Raw genomic sequence first — 17,062 nt, forward strand, 5'->3', positions numbered from 1 at the left:
CCTATAGGGGGCGGAACCGGCCGTAGGCAGGATCAACGGTTTCCGGGTCCATCCCCATCAGTATCGCCAGCTGCTCCACGATGACGTCATGAACCAGTTCGCTGACGGGCACCAGGGAGCGGGCAGCCGTTTCGACGGCGTGCCGGTAGATGGTGATGACCGGCGGCCGGTTTGGTGCGGAGGCCGTCCCGGCGCCCAGCGGAATGGGTCCGCCGGAACGCGCCAGCTCCTCAAGTCCAGGAGGGATCTCCTCGACCACGAACTGGTAGGACTGGATCCGTTCGCCCCAGAGCCGTTCCAGTCGTTGGGCTGATTCGAGTACCCACTCGTCGAAACGTTCCGCACGCGTGCGGGCACCGGCCAGATGCGGCGGGATCACGTCTCCCCGCAGGCCGCGGCCGTGCCGGTTGCGCCGCCGCTGCCGGAAGGACCGGGCCGGCACGCCGGGGGAGGAGGCGGCTGCGGCGCTTGACTCAACGGCACTTGACTCAACGGCACTTGACTCAACGGCACTTGACTCAACATCGAGGCGCACCCGGAATGAAGATCCCATGGACATGTAAGAACTCTAACCGCTGCCCCCGGCCCCCGGGACCCCTTTTTCCTTCTGCAACCGCCGGCGGCGCAGCAGGGCCCGGGGCCGCGGTTCCGGCGCGCCTGCGCAGGCACCGCGCAGAGAACGGGTAAAGTGGTCCTCCGTGGAATCCTTACGCCAGTGCTCCCGGTCAGCCTGCCGCCAGCCGGCGGTAGCAACGCTGACCTACGTATACGCCGATTCCACTGCAGTGCTTGGCCCACTGGCGACCTACGCCGAGCCGCATTGTTACGATTTGTGTGCCGGCCACTCCGCCCGGCTGACCGCCCCGCTGGGATGGGAACTTGTCCGCCTGAACCTGGAGGGCCAGCCCCGGACTCCGAGCCGTGACGAACTCTCAGCTTTGGTGGATGCCGTACGTGAACAGGCCGCAAAGGCAACGGACGAGGACAGCACGGAGCCGCAGCGCAGCGGAAAGCATGCCTTGGAGCCACCGGCCGAAACCCCCGGGACGCGCCGGGCGCACCTGAAAGTGCTGCGCGAACAGAACTAGGCACCGCCCCTCGCCTGGCTTCCACGCGTTAGGCTTGGCTGTGATGCGCCGCCCACCGCGGCACCCGAATTCAAGGAAGTGCTGTATCAATGGCCAATCTGACAGCCGGACTCCTCGACGTCCTGCGTTGCCCTGTCACCGGATCCGTCCTCGTCCAGGACGGTGACGAACTCGTTTCGACCGTTCCCGACGCAGGCGGCAAACCGGTGCGGTACCGCGTGGAAGAAGGAATTCCCGTTCTGCTGAAGGCCGCCGCCACTCGGCAGGAGGGCTAACCGCCCGGACCCGCCGCGAACCTGTGAGGATTCCAGCGTGAGCATTGACTTCAAAGTAGCCGACCTTTCCCTCGCCGAAGCCGGACGCCACCAGATCCGCCTGGCCGAACACGAGATGCCGGGCTTGATGGCGCTGCGGCGCGAGTACGGTCCAAGCCAGCCGCTGGCCGGAGCCCGGATCGCCGGGTCCCTGCACATGACGGTGCAGACCGCCGTGCTGATCGAAACGCTGACGGCCTTGGGCGCTGAAGTCCGCTGGGCGTCCTGCAACATCTTCTCCACACAGGACGAAGCCGCTGCCGCTGTGGTGGTGGGCGGGGGAACGGTAGACGAACCCGCAGGCGTCCCCGTCTTCGCCTGGAAGAACGAGTCTCTCGAGGACTACTGGTGGACCGCCGAGCAGATCCTTACCTGGCCGGAAGGGTCCGGCGGCCCGAATATGATCCTTGACGACGGCGGCGACGCCACCCTCCTGCTGCACAAGGGCGTGGAGTTCGAAGCTGCGGGGTTCGTTCCGGAAAACCCGCAGGACGGCGATGAGGGCTACTCCTACGAGTTCACCGTAATCCTCGACCGTCTGCGCCGCAGCCTGGCGGAGCACCCGGGGAAGTGGACCGAAATCGCCAAGGGCATCCGGGGCGTCACGGAGGAAACCACCACCGGTGTGCTGCGCCTTTACCAGCTGGCGGCCGAAGGCAGGCTGCTGTTCCCGGCCATCAACGTCAACGACTCCGTCACCAAGTCCAAGTTCGACAACAAATACGGCATCCGGCACTCCCTCCCGGACGGCCTGAACCGTGCCACCGACACGCTCATTGGCGGCAAGGTCGCCGTCGTCTGCGGTTACGGCGACGTCGGCAAGGGAGCCGCGGAGGCACTTCGCGGGCAGGGCGCCCGGGTGATCGTCACGGAAATCGACCCGATCTGCGCACTGCAGGCGGCGATGGACGGCTACCAGGTGGCCAAGCTGGAATCCGTACTGGCGCAGGGCGACATCTTCATCACCACCACCGGCAACAAGGACATCATCATGGCCAGCCACATGGCCGCCATGAAGCACCAGGCGATTGTCGGCAACGTCGGCCACTTCGACAATGAGATCGACATGGCCGGACTCGCCCGGGTTCCCGGAATCCGCAAGGTCGAGATCAAGCCGCAGGTCCATGAATGGGTGTTCGATGAAGGCACCGACGCGCAGCGCAGCATCATTGTGCTCTCCGAAGGGCGGCTGCTCAACCTTGGCAACGCCACCGGCCACCCGTCCTTTGTTATGAGCAATTCCTTCGCGAACCAGACCATCGCGCAGATTGAGTTGTTCACCAGGCACGGCGACGGGACCTACGCCAACCAGGTCTACGTGCTGCCCAAGGTCCTGGACGAAAAGGTGGCCCGCCTGCACCTATCCGCCCTCGGCGTCGAACTGACTGAACTGACCAAGAGCCAGGCGGACTACCTGGGCGTTGACGTGGCGGGGCCTTTCAAGCCCGAGCATTACCGCTACTGACTGCTACGCGGGGGGGTGTGCCGGTTCCGCCGGATAACCCCGTCTGCTGTACTACCAGCGGACCGGTCCCGCCGGACTGTACTGTGAGCGGTTGGTCCTGCCGGAGAAGCCCATTTGCTGTACTACCAGCGGTTGGGCTCTCTGCTGGGCGTTGGTTGTACAGCTAACGGGGCTTTGGGCGCCGGATAAACCCGTCTGCTGTACTACCAGCGGCCGGTCCCGCCGGATAAGCCCGTCTGCTGTACTTCCAGCGGCCGGTCCCGCCGGAGAAGCCCAGTTGCTGTACTACCAGCGGTTGGGGCTCTCTGCTGGGCGTTGGTTGTACAGCTAACGGGGCTTTGGGCGCCGGATAACCCCGTCTGCTGTACTACCAGCGGACCGGTTCCGCAGGATAACCCCGCCAGCTGTACTGCGAGCGGCCGGTCCCGCCGGACAAGCCCATTTGCTGTACTACCAGCGGTTGGGGCTTGTCTGCTGGGCGTTGGTTGTACAGCTAACGGGGCTTTGGGCGCCGGATAACCCCGTCTGCTGTACTACCAGCGGCCGGTTCCGCCGGATAAGCCCCGGCTCAATCGGTGAACGGCATCCGATGCAGCCGTTCGGCCAGGGCCCGGGACTGCCAGCGTTGACGGTCCAGCCGGACGTAGTCGCGGTTCCGGCGCTCTGCGACGACCGCCCGGAGGTAGGCCTCCGGATGCGTGCCCGGCGGCGGCTGCGGGGAAACATGCGCAGTGGTTTCCGAGGCAAGTTCGGAGGCGAGCACCATTCTGGCCGTTCCGGTCATCCGTCCGCTCTGCGCGAGGAAGCGGGAGATCCGGCGGGCCAACCCGTCCGGCAGACGGCCGATATCGGCCAGGTCCGCCCAGCCGGCAAGCTCCGGGGGAGCCGCCACCAGTTCCGGCAGCGGTGCCACCACCCGGTCCCGCAGGGCGTAGGTGCCTGCCATGAGGTCTCCGAGGCGCTTGGACTTGTCATTGAACAACGCCACCATGAAGGCCAGCGAACCCGCGAGCATGTAGATTTCCAGGACCGCGGTGAACGCCCGGATGAAGGCATGCCGGAACCGCACCGAGCCGCCGTCGTCACGGACGATCCGCAGCCCCATGACCAGCCGGCCGAGTGACTTTCCCCGCGTCAGGGTTTCCACAGTGGCCGGGACCAACACAAACAGCAGCACCACAAGGCTCAGCGACAATGCCTGCGCCAGGGCGGGGTCCGACGACACGACGGCCTGCGCGACCAGCAGCAGCAGGACGATGAACACAAGGACCTGGGCGACGACGTCAATGAGGGCGCTGACCATCCGGGCGGCGAAGCCGGCAGGGCGGAGTTCAAGGACCACCGCTTCGCCGGTAACAATGCTGCTCATTCGAGTCCTCCTGAAGTGATGAGGACCACTGTACCGACCCGTTAGGGTGTAACCGTGGACCTCGATGCCTTCACTGCCGTGCACAGCGATGACTGGAAACGCCTCGACGAGCTGGCTGCCCGCCGCCGATTAAGCGGCCCGGAAGCGGACGAACTGCTTCGGCTCTATCAACGTGCCTCCACCCATCTTTCCATCGTGCGCTCGGTGGCACCGGAAGGAACGCTTTCCGCCTCCCTTTCCATGCGCCTGTCCCGTGCGCGCACCCGGTTCACCGGCAGCCGGTCCAACTTCATGGAGGACCTCGCGAACTTCTTCGTTTTCTCCCTCCCTGCAGCCTTTTACCGCGTACGCTGGCTCACCGTTGCGATAGGTGCAGCCTTTGTCCTGGTGGCCTGGCTGACCGGTTTCTGGGCCGTCAATACACCGGGGGTACTGGCAGCAGTGGGGTCCGACGAGGAGCTCCGCCGCTATGTCGAAGAGGATTTCGTCAACTACTACTCCGAAAACCCGGCGGCGTCGTTCTCCGGCATGGTCTGGACCAACAATGCCTGGATCGCCGTCCAAGCGGTTGCCTTCGGCATCACCGGCCTGTGGGTACCCTGGATCCTTTACCAGAACGCCGTAAGCGTGGGCTTGTCCGCGGGCATGATGGCAGCACACGGCCGGCTGGACGTGTTTTTCACCTATATCCTGCCGCACGGGTTCATGGAACTGACCGCCATTTTCATTGCCTCGGCCGCTGGGCTGCGGATTTTCTGGGCCTTCGTTGCCCCCGGCCGACGTTCCCGGATGACCTCCGTGGCGCAGGAGGGACGTTCCCTGATGACGGTTGCCCTTGGGCTGGTAGTGGTCCTGTTTATCTCGGGGCTGGTTGAGGGATTCGTTACACCCAGCCCCCTGCCGGCCTGGCTCCGCCTGACCATCGGGTTCGGAGTATTCGCGGCGTACTGGGCGTACACGCTCATCCTCGGCGGCAGGGCCTACCGGGCCGGCCACCGCGGTGACCTGTCCGCGCGCGACGCCGGGGCGTACCTGCGTACGGCCTAGCCGCGGGGTGGCGTGCGGCCCACCCGGTGCTGTCCCGGTAGGGTCGAGTGTAAGACCAGCGGAGAACAGTTTAGGAAGTGAAAGAGGAAGCAGTGGCTAGCCAGGACGAAACCCCCACGCATCGATCGACGGCCGGAGGGGAGCCGCTCAACGGAACCGAGGCTTCAGTGCCGTCGCAGGGGACTGCCCCCGACGGATCCGGCTCCCACGCCGCTACTGCCCCGGAACTCGCCGGGAACAGTGAGCACGCCGACTGGGACGCCGAGTTCGACAACCTCACCGCCTCCGAGCGGGCCGATGTGGAGGCTGCAGCAGATGAGGCGGGCCACGCACCCGTAGACGCCGTAGAACCGGACGTCGAGCAGACCCCGGAGGCGCCGGAGAGCCTCGAAGACCCCGAAGGGTCGGAGGGCCTCGAGGACCCGGAAGGGTCGAAGGACGCTGAAGACGCTGCGGACCTCGACCGGGACACGGCCGAAAGCCCGGCTGCGTCCGGAAATCGTGACAAAGCAGCAACCGGCGGCGCCGGCGGAACGGTTCCGGGCGGGCACCCGAAGGTTGCCCAGCGCAGCCACCTACCCATGCGCCGTGCCAGCACCCTGCCGGACCTGAGCGGCTATTCCTCCACCGACGATGCCGTGGACGCCGGACCCGAGGACCGGAACGTCCCGGAAGAGGAAACGGCGGCAACCTCCATGGAAATGTCTTCTAGCGCAGTGGAAGCAGGCGAAGACCGGCCGCACGCCGTGCCCTCCGGCGCCCATGAAGCCGGCCGGCATGAAGCCGACGCGCTCGGGGACGCTGAAGCCGACGCTGAAAGGGATGCAGAAACCGACGCTGAAACGGACTCCAACACGGCTCCCGAAACGACGTTGGACCGCGAAACGGAAACATCCGGCGCCATGGACCGGCATGACGGCATGGCGGAGGAGACCACCGAATCCACAGACACTGCCGTCACACCCGTTATTGCCCACTCCGCCGAGACGGAGAGGGAGACGAAGAACGGGACGGAGTCAGTCCATGACACGGCTGACTCCGCTGACGACGTCGACCCGGCACTTGCGGAAGCGCAGCGGCGCGCCCAGGAACGGGAGAAGGCGGCAGCAGGCAAGCCTGTCCTGGCCCGTGTCCTCCAGGTAATGATTGCCGTGTTCTTCCCGGTCATGGTGCTGGCCGCCGCCATCCGTGCGGTCGCGACGCCCCTGTTCCTGTGGGTGGAGTACCACCGGCCCGGTTTCCCGGCAGACAGCTACGGCTTCTCCACCGATGACCGGATGACCTACGGTTCCTACGCCGTGGACTACCTGCTCAACTTCAGCGGTTCCCGGTACCTGGGGGACCTGGTCGGGGACGGCGGAGAACCGCTGTACCTGGACAGCGAAGTCAGCCACATGGCCGATGTTAAGACGGTGCTGACGGTGGCCTTCATCGCTGCGATGGTGATGGCGGTCCTGAGCCTCTTCGCCGCGCTGTATCTGCACCGCCGCAGCCCGGGCGGCATCCGCCGGTCATTGTTCTCCGGTGCGGTGCTCACACTGGTATTGGTGGCGGCACTGGTGGTCCTCGCCGTTCTGGGCTGGGAACAGTTCTTCACCCAGCTGCATACGATCTTCTTCGCGAACGGGAACTGGACCTTCCGGCTGGATGACACCTTGATCCGGCTCTTCCCGGCCCAGTTCTGGATGGACGCCGGGATTACCATCGCCGCGCTGGTGCTGCTCACCTGCATCGTCGTGCTGGTTTCCTGCTGGCCCACCCGGGCACGCAGGGAACGCGTGTTGCAGGCCCGGGAAGACGCCCGCCGCCGTTACACAGAGTCCCTCGAAGCACTCTAGGCCGAGCGAACGCAGCGTAAGCAGCATAAAAATCCCCCGTACCGGTATCGGTACGGGGGATTTTTACTGCCGCTGCCTACTTGGCGTAAAGCTTGTCCACCTCATCGGAGTAATCCGCAATCACTGCATTCCGGCGCAGCTTCAGCGTGGCCGTGAGATGCCCCGATTCCAAGGTGAAATCCTTGGGCAGCACGGTGAACTTGCGGATCTGTTCGGCCCGGGACACCGCCGCATTCGCGGCGTCGACTGACTCCTGCAGCAGCTGCTGCACCCGGGGATCCTCCGCGGCAACTCCGTCCGGGGCACCGTTCTCCCGGCTCCACGCGGCGAGGGCCTCCTCGTCCAGGGTGATCAGGGCGGACACGAACGGGCGTCCTTCGCCCACCACGATGGCCTGTGAGACCAGCCGGTTCTCACGGATCTTTTCTTCCAGGGGACCGGGGGCCACGTTCTTGCCGCCGGCCGTGACCAGCAGGTCCTTCTTGCGGCCGGTGATGCGCAGGAAACCGTCGTCGTCGAGTACGCCCACGTCGCCCGTCTTGAACCACTCGCCCTCGAAGGCGTCCGCAGTTGCCTCAGGGTTACGGTGATAGCCCTTGAAGACCACGGCGCCGCGGACCAGGACCTCGCCGTCGTCCGCAATCCGGATGGTGGTGCCCGGCATGGGCAGCCCCACCGATCCCACCCGCGTGCGGGTTGCCTGGTTGACACTCGCCGGGGCGGTGGTTTCGGTCAGGCCGTAGCCCTCCAGCACCGTTACCCCGCAGCCGCGGAAGAAGTGCGCGAGCATCGGGCTCAGCGCGCTGGCACCGGAGATGGCGAATGCTGCGTTTCCGCCAAGGACCGCACGCACCTTCGGGTAGAAGAGGCGCTCAAACAGCTTGTGCTTCATTGCCAGCGCCACCGACGGGCCGCGGCCGCCACGGGCGGCCGAGTCCTGCGCCTCCGAGTAGGCAATGGCCGTGGCGGCTGCAGCCTCGAAGGCCTTGCCCTTGCCGGCGGCTTCGGCCGAAGCCTGTGCACCGGTGTAGATCTTTTCGAAGATCCGCGGCACGGCCAGCAGGAAGGTGGGCTGGAAGGACTTGAGGTCCGACATCAGGTCGGAGGCACTGCGGGAGTGGCCCACCTTGACGCCGGCGTGCAGGCAGCCCACCTGGACCGCGCGGGCCAGCACGTGTGCCAGCGGCAGGAACATCAGCGTGGTCGGGTTGGGGATCTTCAGCATTTCCGGCAGGACTTCAATGACGTTGACGCCGAAGAGGGCAAAATTGCCGTGCGTGATTTCGCAGCCCTTGGGCCGGCCGGTGGTTCCGGAGGTGTACACCATCGACGCGGTGTCACTGAGGTTCGCGGTACTGCGGGCCGTTTCCAGCGTGTCGTCGCTGACACTGCTTCCTGCGGCGCTGAGGCCGGTGAACGTGTCGGCGCCGTCGCCGTCGTTCATCAGCCAGATGGAAAACTCCCCTTCAAGGGCGGAAGCGGCAGCAAGCACGACGTCGGCCTTGCGTGCGTCCTCCACGAACACGTGCCGGGCACCGGAATCCTTGAGGATCCACTCGACCTGGGAGGGGGAGGAGGTTTCATAGATCGGGATGGTGACGGCCCCGGCGAACCAGTTGGCCATATCCGCCACGGTCCACTCGTAGGAGGTCCGGGACATGACGGCAACGCTGTCTCCGGGGCGGACGCCGGATCCGATCAAGCCCTTGGCCAGCCGGGTAACTTCTGCGAGGAACTGCGCGGCGGTGATGTCTTCCCAGCTGCTGCCGTTCTTGACCGCGTACAGGACGCGGGCGGGATTTTTTCGATGCATCTGGAGCAGGAGATCCGTAACATTCGAATCTTCGGGAAGGCTAACCAGGAGGTCAGTGGCGGACTCGCGCACTTATGACCCTCGCTTTCTGTGCGTTCAGCACATGGGTAATGAGACTAAATCCAGCTGGGCATCCACATACGCAGCCGCCAGCCAGAATACGGGATGGTTTCCGCTGTCCAGACCGGCAGGAAATATGCCGAGAGCGCCAGGACCCCCGCTACGAAGCACCCGGTAACCAGGAGGCCGATCCGCCGGCGGTGCGGACTGTCCGCGGGCCGGCCGAGTATCAGGCCCAGGACATACACCAGGGCGAGGATGAGGAACGGTTCAAAGGACACCGCATAGAAGAAGAAAGTTGTCCGTTCAGGATAGGCGAACCACGGAAGGTATCCAGCCGCCACTCCGGACAGCACCGCACCGGCACGCCAGTCCCGCCGGCCGGCCCAATAGAAGAGCACCAGCAGCAGCGACAGGGCGGCACCCCACCAGATCAGGGGATTGCCAACGGAGGTGACCGCGGTGGAGCAGCTCTCCACCGCGCAGCCGGCCTCTCCTTCGGCGGACGACTCGTAGAAGAACGACGTGGGGCGGCCCATGAACAGCCAGGTCCAGGCGTTGGAGGAGTAGCTGTGCTCCGAACTGAGTCCGTTGTGGAAGGCATAGGCACTGCGGTGGTACTCGGCCAGGGAGCGCACCGGGGCAGGCAGCCAGCTCCAGCCTTCGTCAGGGTTCTCCCGAGCCCACTGCCGGTTATACGCGTTATCGGAAAGCAGCCACCCGCTCCAGCTGGCCGCATAGGAGATCAACGCGGCGGGGATGATGGTGAAAAACGCCGGGATGCCGTCCCGGAACAGGGCAGTTTCCCACAGACGGACTCCCGCAACCCGCCGGGCACTGACATCCCAGAGGACGGTCATGAGCCCGAATACGGCAACGAAGGCCAGGGCTGACCACTTGGTGCCTACAGCGAGGCCGAGGCAGGCGCCGGCGACGATCCGCCACGGACGCCAGAGCAGCCACGGCCCGTACAGCAGTGCCCCGCCGCCCGGGTCCCCGCCGCCGGCCGTGCGGGAGAGGGCACGTGCCAGCCGGAGCCGGCCGTCCCTTCGGTCCAACAGGAGCGCACCGAACGCGGCCACAATCCAGAACGTCAGGAAGACATCCAGCAGGGAGGTGCGGGAATGGACCAGATGGTGTCCGTCCACGGCCAGGAACAACCCGGCCAGGGCACCGAGGGTCGCCGAGGAGAACAACCGTGCGGCGATGAGACCCAGGAGCAGGACCGTGAGGGCGCCGGTCAGCGCGGCGCCGAAGCGCCAGCCGAAGGCATTGTCCGAGCCGAAAAGGGCCATGCCGAAAGCGATCATCCATTTGCCAACGGGCGGATGCACCACATACTCGGGCTCATCGAGCAGGACCTGGGGCTGGCCCGCAGTAAAGGACTCGTTTGCATCTTCGGGCCAGGCACGTTCATAGCCGGACTGCAGTAGTGAGTAGGCGTCCTTGACATAGTAGGTTTCGTCAAAAACCAGCGCTCCGGGCTCACCCAGGCGGGTGAAGCGCAGCACACCGCCCAGTACCGCCATCATCAGCGGCAGGATCCAGCCGGCCGCTCCCAGCGGAACCAGGGTGCTGCCCAGCAGGCGGTTCCGCAGGGCATCGAAGGTGAACGCATGCTGTGGGGACTCGACCGGGGCCAGCGCCGCGGGGCGGGTCGTCGAGGTGCCGGAGAGACTCACGCGCACCACTCTATAGCCTGTCGCGTAGGGTTAGAGGGTGGACTCGAGCAAGGTAACAGGCAGCAGGACAGGCACCATGACGGCAGGCACAGCAAACAACGACGCCGCAGGGCCGGGACAGATTGTCCTCGCGGCAACGCCCATCGGCAACATGGGCGACGCAACCAACCGGCTGATCGGATTGCTGGAAAGCGCCGACATCATTGCCGCGGAGGACACCCGGCGTCTGCACCGGCTGGTAAGCGCGCTCGGCATCACCACACGGGGCCGGATCATCAGCTACCACGAGCACAACGAAGCTTCCCGCACTGCCGATCTGCTGGAGATGGTCCGCGGCGGCGCCACCCTCCTGATGGTGACGGATGCCGGCATGCCCGCCGTATCCGATCCCGGCTTCCGCCTGGTGGAGGCTGCGGCGGCCGAAGGGCTGACCGTCACCGCCGCCCCCGGACCCTCTGCGGTGCTGACCGCGCTGGCCCTTTCCGGCCTCCCGACGGACCGCTTCTGCTTCGAAGGCTTCCTGCCCCGGAAGCCCGGGGAACGCAGCAGCCGGCTCGCGAAGCTGGCGGGCGAGCAACGGACCATGGTGTTCTTCGAGGCCCCGCACCGCCTCGAACCCATGCTGCGTGCACTGGACGCCGCGTTCGGCGGGGACCGCCGTGCCGCCGTCGCCCGCGAGCTCACCAAGCTGCATGAACAGGTACTGCGCGGGCCCCTGCGCGAGCTGCTGGAATGGGCGGAAGCAGGCGACGTGCGCGGGGAAATCGCCGTGGTGGTGGAAGGCGCACCGGACGCCGCGCCGGAACAGGCAGCGGACCACGTGGCCGCCGTCAATTCCCTGGTGGAGCAGGGCATCCGGCTCAAAGACGCCGTCGCTGCCGTGGCCGAGGATGCCCGGATCAGCAAGCGCGAACTGTATTCGGCGGTGTTGGAAGCGCGCAGCTAAGGCCGCGGGCGGCCGGCAACACCACGCCGAACACTGGGCAGATGCACAGTAGCGCCCGCAGAAGGTAGTGCATACCCGCATTTACAGGCAGTGCCGCCGAAGCCTACGGTTTAGGAGAGACCGCGGGCACGCCGCCCGTGGTGGATCCGATGATTTTGGAGGCATTCCCTATGGGCATTCCCGCAGACCGTGAAGCCGAACTCCTGGCACAGGTCCCCACCGGCCTGTTGATTGACGGCCAGTGGCGGGAGGCGTCCGGCGGCCGCACGTTCGACGTCGAAGATCCCGCCACCGGCAAGGTGCTGATGAGCATTGCCGATGCCTCCACCGAAGACGGTGCGCTCGCAATGGACGCCGCCGCCGCCGCACAGGATGCCTGGGCGCGGACGGCACCGCGTGAACGCGGGGAAATCCTGCGCCGCGCCTTTGAACTGGTGACGGAACGCGCCGAGGACTTCGCCCTGCTGATGACGCTGGAAATGGGTAAACCGCTGGCAGAAGCCCGCGGCGAGGTGGTGTACGGCGCGGAGTTCCTGCGCTGGTTCTCCGAGGAAGCCGTCCGGGTTTCCGGACGCTACAGCACCGCCCCGGACGGTAAATCCCGGTTGCTGGTGAACAAGAAGCCGGTGGGGCCGTGCCTGCTGATCACCCCCTGGAACTTCCCGCTGGCCATGGCCACCCGCAAGATCGCCCCCGCCGTGGCCGCCGGCTGCACCATGGTGCTCAAGCCCGCCAAGCTGACCCCCCTGACCTCCCAGCTCTTCGCGGCCGTCATGATGGAAGCCGGGCTGCCTGCCGGGGTGCTGAACGTTGTCTCCACTACTTCTGCCGGCGATGTCACGGGGCCCATCCTCAAGGATTCCCGTTTGCGGAAGGTCTCCTTCACCGGGTCCACGCCCGTTGGCCAGGGCTTGATCCGGGATGCCGCCGAGAACGTCCTGCGCACCTCCATGGAGCTCGGCGGCAACGCACCCTTCATTGTTTTCGAGGACGCTGACCTAGACAAAGCCGTGGACGGCGCCATGGCCGCCAAGCTGCGGAACATGGGCGAGGCCTGCACGGCGGCCAACCGCTTCATCGTCCAGGACACAGTCGCGGAAGAGTTCGCAGAAAAGTTTGCGGCACGGGTGGGTGCCATGGCTACCGGCCGGGGCACCGAAGACGACACCAAAATCGGGCCGCTGATTGACGCCAAGTCACGGGACAAGGTGCACGCACTCGTCAGCGAAGCGGTCGACGGCGGCGCTGTTGCACTGGTCGGCGGCGAACCCGTGGACGGCCCGGGCTACTTCTACCGGCCCACGGTCCTGAAGAACGTTGCCCCGGACGCCCGGATCCTGAAGGAAGAGATCTTTGGTCCGGTGGCACCGATCGTCACTTTCTCCACCGAAGACGAAGCCGTGGCGCTGGCCAACAACACCGAATACGGACTGGTGTCCTACGTGTTCACGAAGGACCTGAACCGCGGGCTGCGGATCGGCGAAAAGCTGGAATCCGGCATGCTGGGACTCAACGCCGGAGTGGTGTCCAACGCGGCTGCACCGTTTGGCGGCGTCAAGCAGTCCGGGCTGGGCCGCGAGGGCGGCGCCGAAGGCATCGAGGAATACCTTTACACGCAGTACATCGGGATCGCCGACCCATATGCCGGGTAGGTAACCGGCAGGAAGAAACCCAGTGACGCCAACCGGCATCACTGGGTTTCTTTTTTTGCCGCGTCCGGGCAGGCGGGTGCGTGCCGGGGTGCTCAGTCGTGCCGAAACCGCAGAGCCAGCGACGGCGGGAGGAACCGTGCGTGCAGCCGCCCGAACAGGCTGGTGCCGCTCCGCAGTTCCTGCTCCACTGTTTCAAGGTCCGCCCACGTCGGTGCGGCTCCCCGTCCGCCGCGGCCCGCCCCGGCGTAGGCTTCCTCCTCGAACGCGACACGGATCCGGGTCAGCGCCTCCTCAGCCTGCGGGGAGAAACCGCCCTCGGCCGCGAGCCGGCGGGCGTACGTCCGGGGAGTGTCGGATGTCCGGCCGGGGTACCCGTAATCGATCCCCAGATCGGCTATTTCGTCCCAGACGGGCCCCGAACGGGAGTCATCGGCGGCAGCCTTCCGTCTTCGGGCCGCACGGCGCCGCCGCATCGCCCAGGGCATCAGCACGGCGGCAGCTGCCGCCAGCGCTCCCAGCAGGGCAACCAGCCACGCCGTTGTGCCCGTATCGGATTCGAGCACGGTTTCCGGTGCCAGCGGAGCTTCCTCCTGCGGGACGGCCGGCGCCGTCGCAAGCGCATCAGGGACCCGGGGATCGTCGTCGTCGTGAAGAGGGGCACTCCCGGGCGTCCGCTGCTGCTGCGCGTAGGCCGGCACCGATCCGCGGGAAGGGGTGGGCTCGAAACGGACCCAGCCGGCACCTTCGAAGTACAGCTCGGGCCACGCATGGGCGTCCGTGGAATCGACTACGAACTCACGCAGAGGTTCTCCGTCGGGGCCGGTCCCGTCCGGGGTCTCGCCGGTTCCCTCGCCGGGCGCGTATCCCAGTGCCATCCGGCTGGGGATGCCCTCCTGGCGGGCCATCACGGCCATGGCCGCGGCGAAATGCACGCAGTAACCGGCCTTGCGTTCAAGGAACTCGGACAGGACGGAAATTCCGTTCCCGTCGTAGCCGCCCTCCACCGGTGCCTGAAGCGAATAGGAGAACTGCGGCCCGCGCAGATAACTCTGGATAGCCATGGCCTTGGCATACGGCGTGGCGGCATCCCCGACTGCGTCGGCGGCGGCATCCCGGATGTTTTCGGGGAGGTCCGCGGGCAGGTCCGTAAACACGGGGTCCAGACTGGTGCTGTCGGCCTCCGGAATTGCCGCCAGCTGCTCCGGCGTGAACTCGGCTGCGACACTCAACACCTGGTAGTCCTGCCGGGCCGTGCCGTCGGAATCGCCGTCCAGCACGGTCATGGTCTCAGGATCCCAGGACCAGCTTCCCTCGGCACCGGTAACGCCCAGCGGATAGTAAGGGGCCAACAGCCAAGGACTGGAATAAGTGTCGGAGCTGATCCGCGTTACCACTGTCTCGGCCCGGCTTCCCCGCGGCAGCGGGTAGGTGCCTCCAGACATGGTTGCCACACCCTCCCGGCGTTCCTCCTCGCGCACATCGGGAGCCCAGCGGCTTCCGGAAAAGTCCTCCAAGGTAGTGGAGCGGAGATACAGGGGTTCAACCGAGGAGGTTGCATAGGTGATCCGGCCTGCGGACTGGGGCTGGCGCAGGTCATTGCCCAAGGTGACTATGGGGTTCAGCCCGGTGCTGCCGGAAAAGAAATTGAATCTGGTGCCCTCCGGGAAGGCACCACCGTCGAATCCGGGCAACACCGGAGGCAGCAGGAGTGCCAACGCCAGGGCAGATGCCGAAACCGCTGTTCCGCGTGCCAGCCAGGTCCGCGGGGTACGGGTTCCGTGCTGTTCCCTGCGTGCGCCGACCGCAAGCAGCACCAGGTATCCGACCGATGCGAGGAAGAAATATCCTGCTCCCAGGCTCTCGGGTTTCAGCACTGCAGGGATCATCAGCACTGCGAACAGGCCCAGCCCGGCCGTTGCCGGCATTCGCAGCGTGGCCGCCAGGGTATCCGTCAGGACGGCCACCAGCCCGATTCCCGTACAGCACAGGAACAGGATGCCGGGCAATGGCTGCACGGGGGTGACTTCGGTGAGGACGACTGTCCGCGCCTCGGACAACAGTGCGTCCGCCCGGGTAAGGGTCCCCGGCCCGGGCAGGAACCCCAGGAACGACGCCGACGACGCGAACAGCCACGTCAGGGTGCACGCCAGGACAGCCATTCCTGCCACCGGAACCAGAGGCTGCGGCACCTTCAGCCGCCGCGCGCCTGCGGTGGCCGCCAGCGGGACGAGGACGGCGAAGAAGAGCGGCGGCAGCCAGGACCAGCCTTCAATGACCCCGTGCACGCTGAGCGAACAAAGCAGGACCGCCAACGCTCCTGCCCCGGCTACCGCCAAGTTGGCCGGTTGGCGCTCGCCCCCGGGCGCCGGTTCCGTGCTCTGCTGGTGGCCGGACGCCGGCGCGGCCTCCGGGCGGCTAAGCAGGGCACTCATACCCGCCCCCCGGCGGCGTGCACGCCCTGCGGGTCATGGTCAAGGAGGGACCAGGCCGCGGGTACCGGAGTTGCCGGTGTTACGGCCACGGCAGTCCACCCGGCCTCCCGGAGGATTTTCAGTACGGGACGCAGTGCGGCCGGCCGGTCGGTGACCAGCAGAACCAGCGGCTGGCGGGCATACCGGGCAGCCGGAGCCAGCGTATGTGCCTGAGCAGCGTCGATCCGGCCGGCAACAACGAGCAGGGGGCCGGGCGCTTGGCCGGAACCATCGAGCGCGGCAAAGGGAGCGGCAGCATCGGCGCCCCTGAGATTCCCGGCCTGCGCGGGCGGCGGAGATTCCAGGCCCAGGGCGGCCAAACCTTCGGCGAGGTTCTGTACCCCGTCGGAGCCGCGGAAGCCGGTCTCGCTGCCGTCTACGGCAGAAGGGGAACGGGCCAGCCCGGGCCGGGAGAGTTCATCGGTAAAGCGCACGCCGTAGCCGGACTCGGAGAAGAAAACGGCACACGAAACAACCGCCGAAACGGCCCATTCGAATGTTTCCGAGGTCAGCAGCTCACCGTTTTCGGGATTCAGCGGCGATCCGTCATCGTAGGAGGCCAGGCGCTGGTCCAGCACGATGGAAGCGGTTGGAGCCGTCACCGGTTCCTCCTGCCGGACCATCAACTCCCCGTGCCTGGCCGTGGCCGGCCAATGAACGCGGCGCATAGGGTCGCCGTGGCGGTACTCGCGGGTGGAAGCGTCATCTTCGCTGGGTGTTCCGCGGCGCCGGCTGGGTGCGCTGCCGTCTGTGCCCAGGGCGCCGAACAACGACGACGGCGGAAACTCAAGCGGGGCCGGCGCCACTGCCAGCCGGTCGGTTCCGCCCAGCGTGTGCACCGTCCGTGCCAGGCCCAGGGGATCCACGAACTCCGCGGTTACGGGGCCGATGCCGTAGAGGCCGCGGCGGCTGGACCGCAGGCGGTACTCATAGGTGCTGGATCCGTTCTCCGCCGTGTAACCGGACGGAAACCGGAACACCGGGCTGGGTCCGAAGCGGAACGGCAGCCCCTCGCGCATGAGTGCTCCCGACGCCGGCGTTCCCCGGCTGAACACACGCAGCGATACCGTGGCGGCCGTTCCCGTTTCCACCAGCGGGGGAGAGAAGGTCCGCTCGATCTCAAAGCCCGGTTTGAACAGGCGCAGCAGCGCCGCGGCCAGGACCGGCAGCCCGATCAGCAGGACCGCGAGTGCCAGCAGGTCCCGGCGGCCCAGGCTAAATGCGCCAAGGAGCGCCGCCGCCCCGGCGCACACCAGGCCCCAGCCGCGCGGGGTGAAAAACCTCGTAACGGATGAGGTGTCCATGGGAGCCTTTCGC

General features: G+C 66.5%; 13 protein-coding genes. 7 read left to right on the top strand and 6 right to left on the bottom strand.

The window, feature by feature from the left end; all coding sequences use genetic code 11:
- Position 1 precedes the first annotated feature (1 nt).
- Positions 2-559, bottom strand: a complete 558-nt coding sequence (locus tag NNX38_RS13930) for a metallopeptidase family protein (protein ID WP_255798535.1) — start codon at positions 557-559, stop codon at positions 2-4.
- Between the two features lie 139 nt (positions 560-698).
- Between NNX38_RS13930 and NNX38_RS13935 the strand changes: the two genes are divergently transcribed.
- The 3 genes from NNX38_RS13935 to ahcY all read left to right on the top strand — a co-directional run bounded on the left by NNX38_RS13935 (position 699) and on the right by ahcY (position 2,867).
- Positions 699-1,088, top strand: coding sequence for a DUF3499 domain-containing protein (locus NNX38_RS13935; protein ID WP_255798536.1), 390 nt, complete (start codon positions 699-701; stop codon positions 1,086-1,088).
- A gap of 89 nt (positions 1,089-1,177) precedes the next feature.
- A complete protein-coding gene (locus NNX38_RS13940) occupies positions 1,178-1,363 on the top strand; it encodes a Trm112 family protein (RefSeq protein WP_229952460.1) in 186 nt (61 codons plus the stop codon).
- A 37-nt stretch (positions 1,364-1,400) separates the two neighbouring features.
- Positions 1,401-2,867, top strand: coding sequence for an adenosylhomocysteinase (gene ahcY, locus NNX38_RS13945; RefSeq protein ID WP_255798537.1), 1,467 nt, complete (start codon positions 1,401-1,403; stop codon positions 2,865-2,867).
- Between the two features lie 568 nt (positions 2,868-3,435).
- Here the strand turns inward: ahcY and NNX38_RS13950 are convergent.
- On the bottom strand, positions 3,436-4,236 hold the full coding sequence (locus tag NNX38_RS13950) for an RDD family protein (protein ID WP_255798538.1): 801 nt from the start codon (positions 4,234-4,236) through the stop codon (positions 3,436-3,438).
- 54 nt (positions 4,237-4,290) lie between these two features.
- Here NNX38_RS13950 and NNX38_RS13955 point away from each other — a divergent pair, with 54 nt between their 5' ends.
- Positions 4,291-5,283 (top strand): stage II sporulation protein M, encoded by a 993-nt coding sequence (locus NNX38_RS13955; protein ID WP_255798539.1) that lies wholly within the window; start codon positions 4,291-4,293, stop codon positions 5,281-5,283.
- Positions 5,284-5,360: 77 nt separating this feature from the next.
- Complete coding sequence (locus tag NNX38_RS16965) at positions 5,361-7,121, top strand: TIGR01906 family membrane protein (RefSeq protein ID WP_370646455.1); 1,761 nt, start codon at positions 5,361-5,363, stop codon at positions 7,119-7,121.
- A gap of 76 nt (positions 7,122-7,197) precedes the next feature.
- On the opposite strand, the gene NNX38_RS13965 is transcribed toward NNX38_RS16965, so the two are convergent.
- Both NNX38_RS13965 and NNX38_RS13970 read right to left on the bottom strand, forming a co-directional pair.
- The gene (locus NNX38_RS13965) at positions 7,198-9,006 is read right to left on the bottom strand and encodes a long-chain fatty acid--CoA ligase (protein ID WP_255798540.1); all 1,809 of its coding nucleotides are present in this window, start codon (positions 9,004-9,006) and stop codon (positions 7,198-7,200) included.
- A gap of 44 nt (positions 9,007-9,050) precedes the next feature.
- Positions 9,051-10,526, bottom strand: a complete 1,476-nt coding sequence (locus NNX38_RS13970; RefSeq protein ID WP_255798664.1) for a dolichyl-phosphate-mannose--protein mannosyltransferase — start codon at positions 10,524-10,526, stop codon at positions 9,051-9,053.
- Positions 10,527-10,752: 226 nt separating this feature from the next.
- Between NNX38_RS13970 and rsmI the strand changes: the two genes are divergently transcribed.
- Entirely contained in the window at positions 10,753-11,622 is an 870-nt protein-coding gene (gene rsmI / locus NNX38_RS13975; protein WP_255798541.1) for a 16S rRNA (cytidine(1402)-2'-O)-methyltransferase, read from the top strand.
- Positions 11,623-11,792: 170 nt separating this feature from the next.
- Entirely contained in the window at positions 11,793-13,274 is a 1,482-nt protein-coding gene (locus NNX38_RS13980; RefSeq protein WP_255798542.1) for an NAD-dependent succinate-semialdehyde dehydrogenase, read from the top strand.
- 92 nt (positions 13,275-13,366) lie between these two features.
- Here NNX38_RS13980 and NNX38_RS13985 read toward each other — a convergent pair whose 3' ends face one another.
- Together NNX38_RS13985 and NNX38_RS13990 are read right to left on the bottom strand one after the other, a co-directional pair.
- Complete coding sequence (locus NNX38_RS13985) at positions 13,367-15,706, bottom strand: DUF3488 and transglutaminase-like domain-containing protein (RefSeq protein WP_255798543.1); 2,340 nt, start codon at positions 15,704-15,706, stop codon at positions 13,367-13,369.
- Positions 15,703-17,049 carry a DUF58 domain-containing protein gene (locus tag NNX38_RS13990; protein ID WP_255798544.1) on the bottom strand — a complete coding sequence of 449 codons (1,347 nt, stop codon included), beginning with the start codon at positions 17,047-17,049 and terminating at the stop codon, positions 15,703-15,705. Before NNX38_RS13990 ends, NNX38_RS13985 begins: the two co-directional genes overlap by 4 nt.
- Positions 17,050-17,062: the final 13 nt, after the last annotated feature.

It is taken from the genome of Arthrobacter sp. zg-Y238, from assembly GCF_024385525.1.
GTDB classification, from domain to species: Bacteria; Actinomycetota; Actinomycetes; order Actinomycetales; family Micrococcaceae; genus Arthrobacter_B; species Arthrobacter_B jinronghuae.

Bases quoted from the DNA above. Each gene is read 5' to 3' on its own strand.
- NNX38_RS13930 (WP_255798535.1), bottom strand. From the start codon at position 559: ATGTCCATGGGATCTTCATTCCGGGTGCGCCTCGATGTTGAGTCAAGT.
- NNX38_RS13940 (WP_229952460.1), top strand. From the start codon at position 1,178: ATGGCCAATCTGACAGCCGGACTCCTCGACGTCCTGCGTTGCCCTGTC.
- NNX38_RS13950 (WP_255798538.1), bottom strand. From the start codon at position 4,236: ATGAGCAGCATTGTTACCGGCGAAGCGGTGGTCCTTGAACTCCGCCCT.
- NNX38_RS13970 (WP_255798664.1), bottom strand. From the start codon at position 10,526: ATGATGGCGGTACTGGGCGGTGTGCTGCGCTTCACCCGCCTGGGTGAG.
- rsmI (WP_255798541.1), top strand. From the start codon at position 10,753: ATGACGGCAGGCACAGCAAACAACGACGCCGCAGGGCCGGGACAGATT.
- NNX38_RS13980 (WP_255798542.1), top strand. From the start codon at position 11,793: ATGGGCATTCCCGCAGACCGTGAAGCCGAACTCCTGGCACAGGTCCCC.
- NNX38_RS13985 (WP_255798543.1), bottom strand. From the start codon at position 15,706: ATGAGTGCCCTGCTTAGCCGCCCGGAGGCCGCGCCGGCGTCCGGCCAC.
- NNX38_RS13990 (WP_255798544.1), bottom strand. From the start codon at position 17,049: ATGGACACCTCATCCGTTACGAGGTTTTTCACCCCGCGCGGCTGGGGC.